This is a genomic window from Pseudomonas sp. SK, from assembly GCF_012975065.1.
In the GTDB taxonomy this organism is placed as follows: Bacteria; Pseudomonadota; Gammaproteobacteria; order Pseudomonadales; family Pseudomonadaceae; genus Aquipseudomonas; species Aquipseudomonas anuradhapurensis.
The window spans coordinates 3,638,497-3,654,501 of record NZ_CP051857.1 but is presented as its reverse complement, the minus strand read 5'-3'; the positions used below and the strand labels follow the sequence as shown (position 1 = coordinate 3,654,501).

Here is a 16,005-nt window from a genome sequence, read left to right as displayed (position 1 = left end):
AGTTCGCGGTATGTGTCAAGTTGAAAAGGGCCGCCAGCCGAGCAAGACGGGGAGCTGGCTGCTGGCCCCGCTGGTGAGCAGCAGTGTGCTGCTTGCGCCGATGGCCTGGGCCGAGGAAAGCACCGAGGAGCAGGTGCCACCGTCTTCGATCACCTTGCCGGAGCAGACCATCGTCGGCATGCAGACCGAAGCACCGACGGTGTCGGTGGGCACCAAGGTACCGCTGCGCCTGAAGGAAGTGCCGCAAACCATCAACGTCATCGGCCAGGAACGCATCCAGAAGCAGAACCTCTATACCCTCGAAGATGCCTTGGGCAAAGTTGGTGGTGTGACCGTGCAGCGCATCGACGCCAGCCGCCTGAGCTTCTTCGCCCGTGGCTTCGAGATCACCTCGCTGCAGTTGGACGGCACGCCGACCACCATGGACAACCGGATCTTCCTGTCCCCGGACCTGACCATGTACGACCGCGTCGAAGTGCTCAAGGGGCCGGCCGGCAGCCTGACCGGCGCGGGCGGCCCCGGCGGCAGCATCAACCTGGTGCGCAAGCGGCCAATGGCCGACCCAGCGGTATCGGCCGAAATCAGCGCCGGCTCCTGGGATGCCTACCGCGGCATGATCGATGTCACCGGCCCGCTGACCGAAACCGGCAACATCCGCGGGCGCCTGGTGCTCAGCGAGAACAAGACGGCATTCCCCTACGACGGCAGCGGCAAGCGCGAGACCAACCAGGCCTACGGCATCGTCGATATCGACCTGACCCCGGACACGGTCTGGACCCTCGGTGCCAGCAACCAGAACACCGACATCCGTGGCGCCCAGCGTTCATTGCCGGCGTTCCGCTACACCAACAGCGCCGGCGAAGCGGCCATGTCGCTGCCGGATGTGTCGCGCAAGAACTTCTACGGGGCCAACTGGAACCGCGACTATTTCTGGAGCGCCTCGGTGTTCACCGAACTCGAGCACCAGCTTGGTGGCGGCTGGAAGACCAAGCTGTCGGTGCGCCATGCCGACAACAACTACGACCTGACCCAGGCCTACGCGCGCAACGGCGGGGGGATCGACCCGGCCGACAACCTGGTGTCGATGAACTCGATCATGTTCGACTACCGCGAAAAACAGGACGAAGTGGACCTGTACGCCGACGGCCCGTTCAGCCTGTTCGGCCGCGAGCACAAGCTGCTGCTGGGGACCAACTATTCGCGTTCGGAGTTCTCCTCCAACGGCGGTTACTATTCCAGCTATCTCGGCGATGTCGACTTGTACGACCCGCAGGCGAACTTCCCCTACCCAGCGTTCCCCGACTCCGATCGCCTGCCCACCAACGTCGCCAACAGCCGCACCAAGGCGGTGTACGGTAACCTGCGCCTGAGCCTCGCCGAGCCGTTGACCCTGGTCCTGGGCGGGCGCGTCACCTGGCTCGACATGCACCGCAGCCAGCACCAGCCCGAGGCCGGTTCGCCATCGGAAAAAAGCAGCCAGAGCGAGTCGCAGAAGTTCACCCCGTTCTACGGGCTGATCTACCAGCTGAACGACACCTACTCGCTGTATGCCAACTACGCCGAGGTGTTCAACCCGCAGCCGGTCAGCAACCTGGACATCAACAACAACATCCTCGAGCCGATCGAGGGCAAGCAGCACGAGCTGGGAATCAAGGGTGAGTTCCTCGACGGTGCGGTGAACGCCTCGTTGGCGGCGTTCCAGATCGAGGAAGAGAACCGTGCCATTCCCGACATGAACGACCCGTCGTCGCGGGCCGTGGTGGCCGGTGGCAAGGCCCGCACCCGCGGCTACGAGCTGGAAGTCAGCGGCCAGATGACCCCGGACTGGTTCCTCACCGCCAACTTCACCCACACCTACAAGCGCTACGACAGCCCCAACGAGCAGCTGCAGACCTACCTGCCGAAGAACATGCTGCGCGTCTGGACCCTCTACAAGCTGCCGGGCGAGTTCGAGAAGTGGAGCGTGCAGGGTGGAGTGAGCGTGGTCAGCGAAACCTACAACAAGCTCAACGTGCCGAGCATCGACATGCACGGCACCAAGCTGCAGCAGAGTGGCTACGCCCTGTACGATGCCGGTATCGGTTACCAGATCAACGAGAACCTGTCGGCCGACCTGCTCGGTACCAACCTGGCCAACAAGAAGTACTACCAGCGCATCAACACCTTCCAGGACGGCAACATCTTCGGCGACCCGCGCGCAGTGTCGTTCACCCTGCGTGCCAAGTTCTGAGGCGTGACAGCGGCGTGACCTGGCGGCATGCTGCGCCCTGGTCGCGCTGCACCTGATGCCGAACAAGGAGGCCCGGTTGAAACGACCCGTATCCAACACGGCCGCCAGGCGCGGCCGACAGCGTGCGCTATGGCTGCTGCTGGCCATGCTGCTGGCCTACCTGTTCACCTGGGCGCTCAGCGCCCAGCTCGCGTTGGCGCTGGCCTGGCTGGGGCAGGCGCGCAGCGAGGCGGTGCTGAGCAGTTCGCTCGCGGCCTTCGTGTCGTACCCGGCGCTGGTGCTGTGGCTGCTGTGCGCGCGCCGTGCCCGGCGTAACGCGCTGTGGCTGACCACCATCGCCTTGGCGCTGCTGGCCGTGCAGCGCCTGCTGGTGGAGGCGGGCTGATGTTCGACAGTGTTCGCCAGGCCATGCTGTGGGCACACCGGGTGCTCGGCGTGGGCTTTTCCGGGCTGCTGCTGATTGCCTTCTTCATGGGCAGCCTGGCGTTGTATGACCGTGAACTGGACAGTTGGATGCTGCCAGCGCTGCGCGTGGCGCCGGCCACCACGCCGTTGTCGCTGGACCGCCAGGTGCTGCCCCAGGTGGCCAGCCTGAGCGACGGCAAGGCACTGTTGCAGTGGTATGTCGAATTGCCCGATGCCCGCCGCCCGCTGGTGCGCTTCCAGGCCTGGAGTGTCGACCGCGAGGGCTTCAGCCGCTTTCTGCTGCCAGACGGGCAGGGCGCGCTGGAGGTGGCCGGCAGCCGTGGCGGCGACTTCTTCTACCGTTTGCACTACACCCTGAACCTCCAGGCCTGGAACCTCGGTACCCGGCTGCTGGGGCTGGCCGCCATGGTCGGGCTGATCGCCCTGATCGCCGGGCTGTGCATCCATGCGCGGCTGTTCCAGGACCTGTTCACCCTGCGCGCCAACAAAGCCCCCCGGCGCCTGCTCGACCTGCACAACCTCACCGGTGTGCTGGCCTTGCCGTTTCATGCGCTGATCCTGCTGAGTGGCCTGCTGATTTTGTTTCCGCTGTATCTGCCGTCGGCCATCGAGGCGCTGTACCCCGGCCAGGCCGGGCAGTTCGCGGTACACGCCGACGCTGGCTACAGTCGCCCGGCGACCGGCACCCCGGGGCCGCTGGCCTCGCTCGATGGCATGCTGACCCAGGCCCGCCAACAGTGGGGCGGGGGCGCACCGGCATTTGTCAGGGTGTGGCATCCCGGCGACGCCAACGCCTATGTCGAGATCAGCCGCAGCGTGGCCGACCGCCTGAGTGTGGACGGGCAAACCCTGTACTTCGATGGTGCCAGCGCACGCTTGCTGCATGCCGCGCGCCTGCCCGCCGCGGCGGCGACCCTCGATGTACTGGCTGGCCTGCATGTGGCGCATTTCCATCAACCGGCGCTGCGCGCGTTGTACTTTTTCGCCGGCCTCAGTGGTTGCGTGATGCTTGCCAGCGGCTTGCTGTACTGGTTGGCCAAGCGCCGCCTGCAGCAGCCCGGCCGGGAATGGGGCTCGCTGGTGATGACCCTGCTGTGCAGCGTACTGATCACCGGCATGCCGCTGGCCACGCTGGGCATGCTGCTGGCCAACCGTTGCTTGCCCTCCGGCCTGGCTGGGCGCGCCGACTGGGAAGTGCAGGTATTCTTCGGCGTCTGGCTATTGGCTGGCGTGCACGCCTGGTGGGCGATCGGCCGCTGCGCGCATGCTCGTGCCCCGTGGGCCAGCCAGTGCCTGGCGATCGCTGCCCTGGCGTTGCTGGCGGTGCTGGCCAATGCCTGGAGCACTGGTGATCATCTGCTGCGCGCGCTTGGCCAGGGCCTGTGGGCGGTAGCCGGGGTCGACCTGGTATTGCTGGCCTGCGCGGTGCTGGCTGGCTGCCTGGGCTGGCGCTTGCGACGACGCGCGGTGTTGGTGCATCGGTTGGCGGAGGTCAAGGATGCTTGAAGGGCTGCTCAGCGTAGCAGTGCTGGGTTTGCAACTGCTGGGGCTGTCGGCCCTGGCCCTGAGCCAGGCGCAGCATTGGCAGGGGGTAATGCAGCCACGGCGGTATCCCGGCACGCGAGGCTTGCGGCTGGCGGCGCTGCTGCTATCGGCGCTGGCCCTGTTGGTGAGCATGGGGGACCTGGGGCTGGCCATGGGGGCGCTGTTCTGGGTACTTGCGTTGCTGCCGTGTGGCCTGGCTGTGGCCCTGCTGCTGTACTGGCTGCGCGCCTGAAATTGGGTTTTTTGCCCAACGTCAGGGATGTAGGAGCGGATTTATCCGCGATCACCGGCAAGGCCGGTGCCATCCACCGCGTTGCCTGCATCGCGGATAAATCCGCTCCTACACGCGTGTGAACAGCGCCGGCCTCGGGTTTACGCGGTATCTGTAGGAGCGGCTTCAGCCGCGATCACCGGCAAGGCCGGTGCCATCACGCGTCGCCTGCATCGCGGATAAATCCGCTCCTACACGCGTGTGAACAGCGCCGGCCTCGGATTTAGGCGGTATCTGTAGGAGCGGCTTCAGCCGCGATCACCGGCAAGGCCGGTGCCATCCACCGCGTTGCCTGCATCGCGGATAAATCCGCTCCAACACGCGTGTGAACAGCGCCGGCCTCGGGTTTACACGGTATCTGTAGGAGCGGCTTCAGCCGCGATCACCGGCAAGGCCGGTGCCATCCACCGCGTTGTCTGCATCGCGGATAAATCCGCTCCTACACGCGTGTGAACAGCGCCGGCCTCGGGTTTACGCGGTATCTGTAGGAGCGGCTTCAGCCGCGATCACCGGCAAGGCCGGTGCCATCCACCGCGTTGCCTGCATCGCGGATAAATCCGCTCCTACACGCGTGTGAACAGCGCCGGCCTCGGGTTTACGCGGTATCTGTAGGAGCGGCTTCAGCCGCGATCACCGGCAAGGCCGGTGCCATCCACCGCGTTGCCTGCATCGCGGATAAATCCGCTCTTACACGCGTGTGAATAGCGCCGGCCTCGGATTTAGGCGGTATCTGTAGGAGCGGCTTCAGCCGCGATCACCGGCACGGCCGGTGCCATCCACCGCGTTGCCTGCATCGCGGATAAATCCGCTCTTACACGCGTGTGAATAGCGCCGGCCTCGGATTTAGGCGGTATCTGTAGGAGCGGCTTCAGCCGCGATCACCGGCACGGCCGGTGCCATCCACCGCGTTGCCTGCATCGCGGATAAATCCGCTCCTACACATGTGAACCGCGCCGGCTTCAGCCGACGCCGGACCTGTAGGCGCGGATTTATCCGCGATCACCTACGGGGACAGTGCCCCGCAGCTGCTCGTCAGGCGTGGCTGTAGCGGCTCAGCACGTTCAGCAAATCACCCAGTTGCGGGTTGAGAAACACCAGGCTGGCGGGTACCTGGGTCCCCCACATCTGCTGTACCCGCGCGCACAGCAGCACGGCCTTGAGCGAGCTGCCGCCCACCTCGAAGAACTGCGCCTGTTCATCCAGCGTCGCGAGCTCCAGCACCTCGCACAACAATGCTGCCAACTGTTCGCGGGCCGCCGGACGCTGCCCGGTCTGAGCCAGCGGCTGTGGCTGCAGGCGCTGCACCAGCGCCTCGAACGAAGCCGCCGGCTGGCCGGGCAGGGCTTCGAGCAGGGCCCGCAGGTCTTCGCCCAACGCCTCGATACTGGCCGGCAGGAACAGATCGGTGGCGTAGGTGAAGGTCGCGATCAGCCCCTCTTCGCGTTCGCTGACATCCAGCATCAGGTCGAACAAGGTGCTGCACTTGCCGTGCTCTTGCTGCAACGGTTCGATGCTCAGATTGCCAAACGCCGAAGAGCGCAGGTTACGCTCCTGGTGCAGGTCGAACATCACCTGAATCAGCGGCACGGCGTGTTGCTGGGCGCCTGGCAGGGCCTGCAGCAATTGCTCGAACGGCAGGTCCTGGTTGGCATGGGCATGCAGCAGGTTGTCGCGCACCTGGTGCAGCACGCTGTCGAAATGCGGGTTGCCCGAGAGGTCGGTGCGCAGCGCCAGGGTGTTGACGAAGAAGCCCACCAGCCCCTCCAGCGCCTGGTGATGGCGGTTGGCGATGGGGATGCCGATGCGAATTGCCGACTGCCGGCTGTGGCCAGCCAGCAACACGTTGAACGCCGCCAACAAGGTCATGAACAGCGTGCAGCCATGTTCGCGGCTGTAGGCGTGCAGGGCCTGGGTCAGCTGCGGGCCGAGCACCAGGCTGTGCTCGGCGCCGCGATGGCTGGGCAGGGCCGGGCGCGGCAGCATGCACGGCAACTGCAGCAGGCTGCGGTCCTGGCCCAGGTGGCGTAGCCAGAAGTCCAGCTGCGGCTTGAGTACCGTCGGGGTCAGCTCGCGGCGCTGCCATTGGGCGAAGTCGGCGTACTGCAACTGCGGCTCGGCCAGCGGCGAGGGCTGGCCGTTGCTGAAGGCGCTGTACAGCGCGACCAGCTCGCGGGTGAACACGCGCATCGACCAGCCATCGAACACGATATGGTGCAGGGTCAGCCACAGCACATGCTCATCGGCGGCCAGGCGTATCAGCCCAGCGCACAGCAGCGGCCCCTGCTCCAGATCGAAGCGCTGCGCGGCCTTGGCCTTGAGTTCCTGGTGCAGGCGCAGGTCGCGCTGCGGGGCAGGCAAACGACTCAGGTCGACCAGGCCCAGGGTGAAGGCTTCGGCGGGTTGCACCTGCTGCACCGGCACGGCACCGTCCAGCACGAAGGTGGTGCGCAGGCTTTCGTGACGCTGCAGCAGCACGCTGAAGCTGCGCTCCAGGGCCGGCAGGTCGAGCGCGCCGCGCAGGCGTACCGCCTCGGGAACGTTGTAGGTGGTGCTGCCAGGATGCAGGCGGTCGAACAGCCACAGGCGCTCCTGGGCAAAGGACAGGCGCAAAGGCGCCTGGCGCGGCTGTGCACTGATCGGCGGCAGCGTCGATGCTTCGGCCTTGGGCAAGGCCTGCTCGGCGAACGCGCCCAGGGTGGAATGCTGGAACAGCGCCCGCACCGGCACCTCGATGCCCAGGCTGCTGCGCAGGCGCGAGACCAGCCGGGTGGCGGTCAGCGAGTGGCCACCGAGTTCGAAGAAGTTGTCGTCCAGGCCCACCTGTGCGACTCCCAGTACCTCGGCCCACAGCGCCGCCAGCGAGGCTTCGTGCTCGTTGCGCGGTGCGCGGTAGCTGGCCCGGCGCTCACGCACCGGTGCCGGCAGGGCCTTGCGGTCGAGCTTGCCGTTCGGGGTCAGCGGCAAGGCGCCGAGCATCACGTAGGTGTTCGGCACCATGTGCTCGGGCATCTGCAGGCCCAGGTGCGCCTGCAGGGCGATGGCCCCGGGGCAGGCATCGCGGGCGACCACATAGGCGACCAGTTCCGTGTCGCCGGCATCGTTGGCGCGGGCGACTACCGCCGCCTCGCGCACCCCGGGGTGGCTGAGCAGGCGTGCTTCGATCTCGCCCAGCTCGATACGGAAACCGCGAATCTTGACCTGGTCGTCGAGGCGGCCGAGGAACTCGATGTCGCCCTGGGCGTTGACCCGGCCGAGGTCACCGCTGCGGTACAGCAGGCCAGCGCCAGGGTTCAGCGGGTTGTGCAGGAAGCGCTCGGCAGTGAGGTCCGGACGGCCCAGGTAACCCTGGGTGATGCCGGCGCCGCTGAGGTAGATCTCGCCAATCACCCCGGCAGCCACCGGGCGCAGGTGGCTGTCGAGCACCTGCACCTGCATGTTGGCGATCGCCTTGCCGATCGGCAGCACGCCGTGCTCGTCGCCACGGGCGCGGTAATAGCTGCACCACACGGTGCCCTCGGTCGGGCCGTACTCGTTGTACAGCTGCGCCTGCTTGCATTGCTGCTTATGCCGGCGGGCCAGGTTGGCCGGGCAGGCTTCGCCGGCGACGATGGCGCAGCGCAGGCTGCCCAGGTGCTCGGCGCCCTGTTCCAGCACCTGCGCGTACAGCGAAGGCAGCATCAGCGTGTGGCTGACCTGCCGGGCGGCGATCAGCCGGCCCAGGGCCAGGGCGTCCTGCACCTGGTCATCCTGCGGCAGGCACAGCTGCCCACCCTGGGCCAGGGTCCAGAACAGCCCGGCCACCGAACTGTCGAACGCCAGCCCCGAGACCAGCAGAAAGGCCTGCAGCGGCTCCGGGTAGGCGAGCAGGCGCGCCGAGGTGGAATGCACGGCGTTGCGGTGCGACACCATCACGCCCTTGGGGCGGCCGGTAGAGCCGGAGGTGAAGATCAGGTAGGCCAGGCTGTCGCCATCGGTCAGTGGTGCCGGGCGCTGGGTGGGCAGCTCGTGCTCGGCCAGGCGGTCGAGCCACAGGGTGCGGTAGTCGCCCTGGGGCAGGCGGCTCTCCAGGCTGCTCAGGCTCAGCAGCAGCGCGGCGCGGGTCTGCTCGAGCATGTCGCTGAGGCGCTCGGCCGGGTAGCTCGGGTCCAGCGGCAGGTAGGCGCCACCGGCCTTGAGGATGCCGAGGATGCCGACGATTGCCTCCAGGCTGCGGCCGATGAACAGGCCGACGGCCTGGCCGGGTACCAGGCCTGCCTGGCGCAGCTGGTGCGCCAGCTGGTTGGCCCGGGCCTCCAGCGCCTGATAGGTAAGTTGTGCCTCGCCGTGGCTGACCGCGATGGCGTCTGGCCGTGCCGCGACCTGTTGCTCGAACAACTGGTGCAGCAGGGTCGGCGCTGGCTGCTGCACCTCGGTGTGGTTCAGTGCTGCCAGCCAGGCCTGGTGAGCGTCACTGATGCCCGAAGCCTCGCCCAGCGCTTGCTGGCTGGCAGCGCTGGCCTGCCGGCACAGGGTGAGGAACTGGTCGAGCAACAGCCCGGCCGCGTCGGCGTCCAGGCGCGCGGCATCGTAGTGCAGCTGGAAGCTGAAGCCCTCGGGCTGCTCGAGCACTTCCAGCAGCAGGCTGTGGGCGCAGGCTTCACCGTGCAGCGCCAGTACCGGCCAGGCCGAGGCCAGTGGCCGGCGCAGGCGGAAGCCGAAGGGCGTGTCCTGGGCCTGGGCCGGCCACTCTTCCTGCCAGGTGCGAGCCTGTTCCAGCAATTGCGCGAAGGCCGGCAGGGCGTTGTCCAGGGTGGCCTGGTCGTCCGGCTCCAGGCGCAGCGGCAGGCGCTTGGCATAGGGCCCGAAGGCGCCCGCCGTGGCGCTGTTGCGGCCATCGTCGGCCCAGCCCAGCAACACCTGCGGCTGCCCCAGGTGGCGCTTGAGCAGTAGCGCCCAGCAGTAGCCGAACAACGCCTCAGGCGTGGCAGCGAGCCCGGCCAGGGCGCTGCCGATCAGGTCCTGGAAGGCGGCGTCCGGTGTGTGTGCAAGGCTGGCTGGCTGCGCCGATGCGGTGGCCTCGGCGCGTTGGAACGGGTGCAGGGTCAGGTACTGGTCGGCGGCTTGCTGGCGCTGCCAGAAGGCGCGCCCGGCATCGCTGTCGCTGCTGCCCAGGTGCTCGAACTGCCATTCGGCGAAGTCGGCGAACTGCACCGCTTCCTCGTCTGCAGGCTGACCCTGGTACGCCGCCTGCCAGGCGTCGAGCAGCAGTTGCAAGGTGGTGTAGTCGGCGTTGGCGGCTGGCACGGCCAGGCAGGCACGCAGCGGTGTGGTACGGATTACCGCCACTGCCAGGCTGGCCTGGCCCAGTGCCTCTTTCAACAAACCGTGCAGCGCCGCCTGCGACGGCTGGTCGGCGATTTCACGCCAGTCGATGTGCAGCTGTTCGGCGATCACCTGTACCGGCTGTTGCATGCCGGGGCTGGCCAGCAGCCGCGTGCGCAGGATCTCGTGCTGCTCCAGTACTTGCGCCAGGCTACTGCGCAAGCGCGCCAGGTCAGTGCCGTCAGGGACGGCGAAGGTCAGGTACAGGGCGTCGTCGCGCCCGTTGGCACGGGACCAGTGGGCATTTTGTTGCAGGGCAGGGCGGAAGCCCTCGATGGCGATGCTGGACATGTGTGAAAACCTTGAATGGTGGGCAGGGAAACCGTGAACCAGGCGCGCGCGTCAGGGCTTGAGCGCCACCTCCGTGCTGTTCAGGGCCTCGGCCATCGACACCAGGATGCGTCGCGGGCTGTCGTATTCGTTGCGGGCATGCACCGAGAGCATGTTGTCCAGCAGCAGCACGTCGCCGTGGCGCCAGGGGAACTCGGTCATGTGCTGCAGGTAGATGCCGCGCAGGTGTTCCAGCACCTGCGGCTCGATCGGGCTGCCGTCGCCGTAGAAGGTGTTCTGCGGCAGGTCGTCATCGGCGAAGTCGGCCTCCAGGGCGTCGCGCACGCTGGGCGGCAGGGTGCTGACGTGGAAGAACGTGGCGTGGTTGAACCACAGCGTCTCGCCGCTGCGCGGGTGGCGTACCAGCGCCGGGCCGACCTGGCGGGTGCGCAGGCGGCCGTCGGCCTTCCATTCGGTGTGGATGCCGACGCTGGCGCAGTAGGCATCGACCTGGGCGCGGTCGTCGGTCTGGAACACGGTTTGCCAGGGCAGGCCAAAACCATCGCCATAGTTGCGCACGTACATGATGCCCAGGCGGGCGAAGCGTTCGCGCACCTCGGGGTCGATGGCGCGGGTGATTGCCCGGGTGTCGCCGATCGGCGTTTCGCCGCGTGCCAGCGGGGCGATGTCGCACCAGAGGAAGATCTTCAGCGGGAACACCGGCGAGTAGGAATGCTCGTTGTGCGGGAAGATCCGCTGGTCCTTGGGGTAGTCGGTGGAGGTGTAGATGTTCAGGCGCGGGTCCACCTGGGTGCGCGGCGAGGCGCGGAACTTGTACTCCAGTGCGCCGCCGGACAACGCGCTGATGCAGTCGTCGAACGCCTGCGCGCTGGCCACCGGGAAGCCGCGGAACAGCAGCGCGCCGTGCTCGAGCAACTTGCGCTCGATCAGCTCGCGGTTGGCCTCGGCCCAGGCGACCAGGCTGACGCCGGGGCTGGCCGGTTCGCACACGGCGGTGTAGGCGCTGCCCGGGTTGAGCGGCGTGAAGCGGACCAGGGAATCCTCGTCCACACGGATTGGTTTGCGGCGCATGCCGCCCAGCTTGGCAATCGCGGGGCCGTTCATGTGTTATCCCTCCATAGAGTCGATGGTGATGCGGCTGCGGCGACGGCTGCCACCCAGGCGGGCCAGGCTCCGTTCGCTACGCGCGCTCAAGTGCTGCATGCGTTGTTCCTGCAGCTGCGCGCGCAGCGGCTGGAGCAGCGCTTCCACCGGCAGCTCGGGGGCCATCACCAGCTGTTCGAGCAGGCGCGTGAAGGCGCTGGCGAAGGCCTCGGCCGCGTGCTCGTCGAGCAGGTCGGTGTTGTATTTCAGGGTGCAGGCCAGGCCAGCCGGGTGCTCTTCCACGCTCAGGTGCAGGTCCAGCTGCGACTGGCCATGCTCGATGCGTTCGGGCAGCACCTTCAGGCCCGGCAATTCCAGGGTGCTGTCGGGTTGGTTCTGCAGCACCAGCTTGGCCTGGAACAGCGGGTTGTAGGCCAGGCTGCGGGCAGGGTTGAGTGCTTCGACCAGGCTGCTGAAAGGCAACGCCTGGTGGCTGAAGGCTTCCAGCACCTGTGGCCGCAGGCGTTGCAGCAGGGCGTTGAAGCTGGGGTTGCCGCCGACGTCGCCGCGCAACGCCAGCTGGTTGATGAAGAAGCCCACCAGGCCCTCGGTCTCGCTGCGTTCGCGGTTGGCCACGTCGGTACCGATCACCGCCTGGGTACGCCCGCTGTGCAGGTACAGGTTCAGTTGCAGCACACCCAGCAACCCCATGAACAAGGTGGCACCATGGCTCAGGCACAGCTGCCTGAGGGCCTGGGCCGGGGCCGCATCGACCTGGAACGCTAGCCGTGCGCCCTGGCCGCCGAGCACCTCGGGGCGTGGCCGGTAGCTGAACAGTTCGAGCGGCGCCAGCGGCTCGCCCAGGGCCTGGCGCCAGTAGTCCAGGTGGCGCTGGCAGGTCGCGGCGTCGAGCTGCTGGCGCTGCCAGGCGGCATAGTCGCTGTACTGCACCGGCAGCGCGGGTAGCGCGGCGCTGGCGCCGTGCAGCGCGGCGCGGTAGAGCTGGCCGAGTTCGCGCACCAGCACACCCATCGACCAGCCATCGGAGACGATGTGGTGCATCACCAGCAACAGCAGGTGCTGCTCATCGTCCAGGCGCACCAGGTGCAGGCGCAGCAGCGGGGCCTGGCGCAGGTCGATCGGGCGGGTCGCCAGCTCCACCAGCAGGCCTCGGGCGCTGGCCTCGCGCTCGGTTTCCGGCAGCAGGCCGAGGTCGTGCCAGTCCAGCGGCAGTTCGAGGCTGTCCTGCACCTTTACATACAGCGTGCCGTCGTCTTCGTGGAAGCTGCTGCGCAGCGCCTCGTGGCGCTGGCTGAGCGCCTGGAATGCCTGGCGCAAGGCGGCCAGGTCGAGGCGTCCGAGCAGGCGCGCAGCGCTGGGGATGTGGTAGGCCGCGCTGCCCGGTTGCAACGCCTGCACCAGCCACATGCCCTGCTGGGCATGGGACAGCACGCGGCGGCCATCGCTCGGCAGCGCGGCGACGCCGATGGCTGCCTGGCGGTCGGCACTGGCGTTGTCCAGCAGGATGGCCAGTTGGGCGATGGTCGGCGCCTCGAACAGGCTGCGCAGGGGCAGTTCCAGTTTCAGCACCTGGCGGATACGGGCCACCAGTTGCGCGGCCAGCAGCGAGTGGCCGCCGATGGCGAAGAAGTTGTCGTCCATGGCGATCGCCTGCTCGCCCAGCACTTCCTGCCACAGGGCCAGCAGCTGCTGCTCGCGCTCGCTCTGCGCGGCGCGCTGGTTGCTGCCCTGGGCGCTGTAGTCCGGCACCGGCAGGGCGGCGCGGTCGAGCTTGCCGCCGGGGGTCATGGGCATCTGTGCCAGGTTCACGAACGCCGCGGGGATCATGTAGTCCGGCAGCTGTGCGGCCAGGTGCTGGCGCAAGTCGCTGGCATCCACGGGGTGATCGTGGAACACCAGATAGGCCACCAGGCGGCGATCGCCTGGGCGGTCCTCGCGCACCAGCGCCAGGGCCTGGCGGACTTGCGGGTGGCTGCGCAGGTGCGATTCGATCTCGCTGAGTTCGATGCGGAAACCGCGCAGCTTGACCTGCTGGTCGATCCGGCCCAGGTACTCGTAGCTGCCGTCAGGCAAGCGCCGGGCCAGGTCGCCGGTGCGGTACAGGCGGCTGCCGGGCGGGCCGTAGGGGTCGGGGCAGAAGCGCTCGGCGGTCAGGCCGGGCACGTCGTGATAGCCACGGGCAAGCAGCTCGCCGCCGATGCACAGCTCGCCAGGGACGCCGGGCGCTGCCAGGTTATCATCGCGGTCGAGCAGGTAGTAGGCGCGCCCACGCAACGGTGCACCGATTGGCAATTGCAGCGGCAGCGGCTCGCGGGCCAGCAGCGCGGTGCAGTCCTGGATGCTGGAGACCACGGTGATTTCCGTCGGGCCATAGATGTTGAGCAGGCGCACAGCGCCCAGGCCGGCCTGGCGCCAGGCCTCGAGGCCGGCGCTGGGCATCGCTTCGCCACCCACGCTGACCAGGCGCAACGCGCCATAGGCGGCGTGCGGCTGGCGGGCGAAATCCTGTACCAGCTGGAACCAGTAGGCGGTGGTCAGGCAGGCGGCGACGGTGATGCGGTGCCGGTACAGGCGGGCATGGAACTCGTGGCTGTCCCACAGCTCCGGGCCGCGCACCACCAGCGCCGCGCCGCACACCAGCGGGGGGAACAGCTGGTCGACAAAGCCATCGAAGTTGAACGTCGAGAACTGCAACACGCGGTCGTCGGCGTCGATGCCGTAATAGGCGCGCGCCACTTCCGTGTAGCCGGCCAGCGAACGGTGGGTGACCGCCACGCCCTTGGGCTTGCCGGTGGAGCCGGAGGTATAGATCACATAGGCCAGTTGTTCGCGCTGTACCGGGCGCGAACTCGGCACCCCGGCCAGCGCCGGTGCGTCGGCGTCCAGGCTGGTGACGTCCAGGCACGGGCGCTGGTACGCCGCCATGCAGGGTGCGGTGTCCGGGGCCACCAGCACCAGGCAGATGTCGGCATCGTCGATCATGTGCGCCAGGCGTTCGCTGGGGAACTGCGGGTCGAGGGGCACGAAGGCCAGCCCGGCATTGAGCGTGCCGAACACGGCGGCGATGATGTCCAGGCCACGCGGCAGGCACAGGCCGATGCGCGCTTCGGCGGGCAGGCCCAGGGCCAGCAGGTGGCGGCTGATCAGCGCGGCACGCTGCTGCAGGGTGGCGTAGCTCCAGGTGCGGTCGTCGTGGATCAGGGCGATGCGTTGCGGCTGTTCGGCCGCTTGCGCCGCCAGCCGCAGGTGCACCAGCTCCGGCAGCGGGCCGAGGTCCAGCGCAGCCTGGCAGTCGGCAAGCAGGCGCTGTTGTTGCACGTCGCTGTACAGCGGCAGTTGTGCGATGCGCGTGGTGGGCGCCTGCGCCAGGCTGTGCAGCAGGGTGGCATAGCTGCGACCGTGGGCGGCCAGGGTAGCGGCCTCGAACAGGTCGGCATTGCCGGTCAGGGTCAGTTCCAGTGCGTCGCTGCGCTCGACCACGGTGAGCACCAGGTCGAATTGCGCAGTGATCTGTTCGCGCTCGATTTCCTCGACTGCCAGGCCGGGCAGTTGCAGGCGACGCGGGGTGGTGCCGTCAAGCAGGTTGAACATCACCTGGAACAGCGGCGAATGCTGCAACTGGCGCTCGGGCTCCAGGGCCTGGACCAGGCGCTCGAACGGCAGCTGCTGGTGGGCCAGGGCCTGGCGGCGGGTTTGCTCGAGGGTGTCGAGCAAGCTGTCGAAGCGCAGCTGGCCGTCGAGCTGGCAACGCAGCACCAGGGTGTTGATGAAGCAACCGATCAACCCTTCGGTCTCGACCCGGCTGCGGTTGGCCACCGGCACGCCGATCCGCAGGTCGGTCTGCCCGCTGAGGCGATACAGCAGCACGTTGAACGCCGCCAGCAGCACGCTGAACAGCGTTGTGCCACGGGCCTGGGCCAGCTCACGCAGGGCCTGGCACAACGGCGCCTCGATGCGCAACGTGTGGCGGCTGCCACGCCCGCTCGGCTGGCGCGGGCGTGGGTGATCGGTGGGCAGTTGCAAGGTCGGCTGCTCGGCGCCCAACTGCTCGCGCCAGTACGCCAGCTCGCTGGCCAGGGCGCTGTCGCCGAGGCCGGTCTGCTGCCAGGCGGCGTAGTCGTGATACTGGATCGGCAGGGCCGGCAGGTCGCTGTCGCGGCCCTGCACGGCGGCGCTGTACAGGGCGGAGAGTTCCTTGACCAGGATGCCCAGCGACCAACCGTCGGCAACGATGTGCTGGGCGCTGAGGACCAGCACATGCTCATCGGCAGCGAGCCGCGCCAGCAGGCCGCGCAAGGGCGCCTGGCCGAGGTCGAAGGGGCGGTTGCTCTCGCTGTCGATTAGCTGTTGCAGGCGCGCGCTGCGCTGTTCCTCGGGCAGCGAGGCCAAGTCCAGCTGGGCCAGCACCATCGGCAACTGCTCATGCACGGTCTGGCGTGCCTGGCCGTTGGCCTCGTCGAAGGTGCTGCGCAGGATCGCATGGCGGGCGATCAGCTGGTCGAAACTGCGTTGCAGCGCCGCGCTGTCGAGGCTGCCGCGCAGGCGCAGGGCTGCGGGCATGTTGTAGGCGCTGCTGGCCGGGTCCAGGCGGTGCAGGAACCACAGGCGCTGCTGGGCCCACGACAGCGGGTACGGGCCCGGCTCGCCAGCGGCGACGATGGGCAGGCGGCTGAGGGCGAAGCCTTGCGCGGCCAGGGCGCTGGCGAAGGCCTGGCGTTTTTCCGGGGCGAGCCTGGCGATACGCTCGGCCAGTTGCTGGGGATCGAGTTGCATGGCT

7 protein-coding genes are annotated in these 16,005 nt (G+C 68.0%); 4 read left to right on the top strand and 3 right to left on the bottom strand.

The window, feature by feature from the left end:
- The first annotated feature begins 10 nt into the window (after nucleotides 1-10).
- From HG549_RS16860 to HG549_RS16845, 4 genes are all read left to right on the top strand, one after another.
- A complete protein-coding gene (locus HG549_RS16860; protein WP_170030690.1) occupies nucleotides 11-2,230 on the top strand; it encodes a TonB-dependent siderophore receptor in 2,220 nt (739 codons plus the stop codon).
- A gap of 76 nt (nucleotides 2,231-2,306) precedes the next feature.
- Nucleotides 2,307-2,615, top strand: coding sequence for a hypothetical protein (locus HG549_RS16855; RefSeq protein WP_256665939.1), 309 nt, complete (start codon nucleotides 2,307-2,309; stop codon nucleotides 2,613-2,615).
- A complete protein-coding gene (locus tag HG549_RS16850; RefSeq protein ID WP_170030687.1) occupies nucleotides 2,615-4,162 on the top strand; it encodes a PepSY domain-containing protein in 1,548 nt (515 codons plus the stop codon). The genes HG549_RS16855 and HG549_RS16850 overlap by 1 nt, the downstream gene beginning before the upstream one ends.
- The gene (locus HG549_RS16845; RefSeq protein WP_170030685.1) at nucleotides 4,155-4,433 is read left to right on the top strand and encodes a DUF3325 family protein; all 279 of its coding nucleotides are present in this window, start codon (nucleotides 4,155-4,157) and stop codon (nucleotides 4,431-4,433) included. Before HG549_RS16850 ends, HG549_RS16845 begins: the two co-directional genes overlap by 8 nt.
- Before the next feature lie 1,071 nt (nucleotides 4,434-5,504).
- Here the strand turns inward: HG549_RS16845 and HG549_RS16840 are convergent.
- The 3 genes from HG549_RS16840 to HG549_RS16830 are packed head-to-tail and all read right to left on the bottom strand — an operon-like array spanning nucleotide 5,505 to nucleotide 16,001.
- The gene (locus HG549_RS16840) at nucleotides 5,505-10,124 is read right to left on the bottom strand and encodes a non-ribosomal peptide synthetase (protein WP_170030683.1); all 4,620 of its coding nucleotides are present in this window, start codon (nucleotides 10,122-10,124) and stop codon (nucleotides 5,505-5,507) included.
- Between the two features lie 51 nt (nucleotides 10,125-10,175).
- Complete coding sequence (locus HG549_RS16835) at nucleotides 10,176-11,228, bottom strand: TauD/TfdA family dioxygenase (protein ID WP_170030681.1); 1,053 nt, start codon at nucleotides 11,226-11,228, stop codon at nucleotides 10,176-10,178.
- A 3-nt stretch (nucleotides 11,229-11,231) separates the two neighbouring features.
- Complete coding sequence (locus HG549_RS16830) at nucleotides 11,232-16,001, bottom strand: non-ribosomal peptide synthetase (RefSeq protein ID WP_170030679.1); 4,770 nt, start codon at nucleotides 15,999-16,001, stop codon at nucleotides 11,232-11,234.
- Between the last annotated feature and the right edge of the window lie 4 nt (nucleotides 16,002-16,005).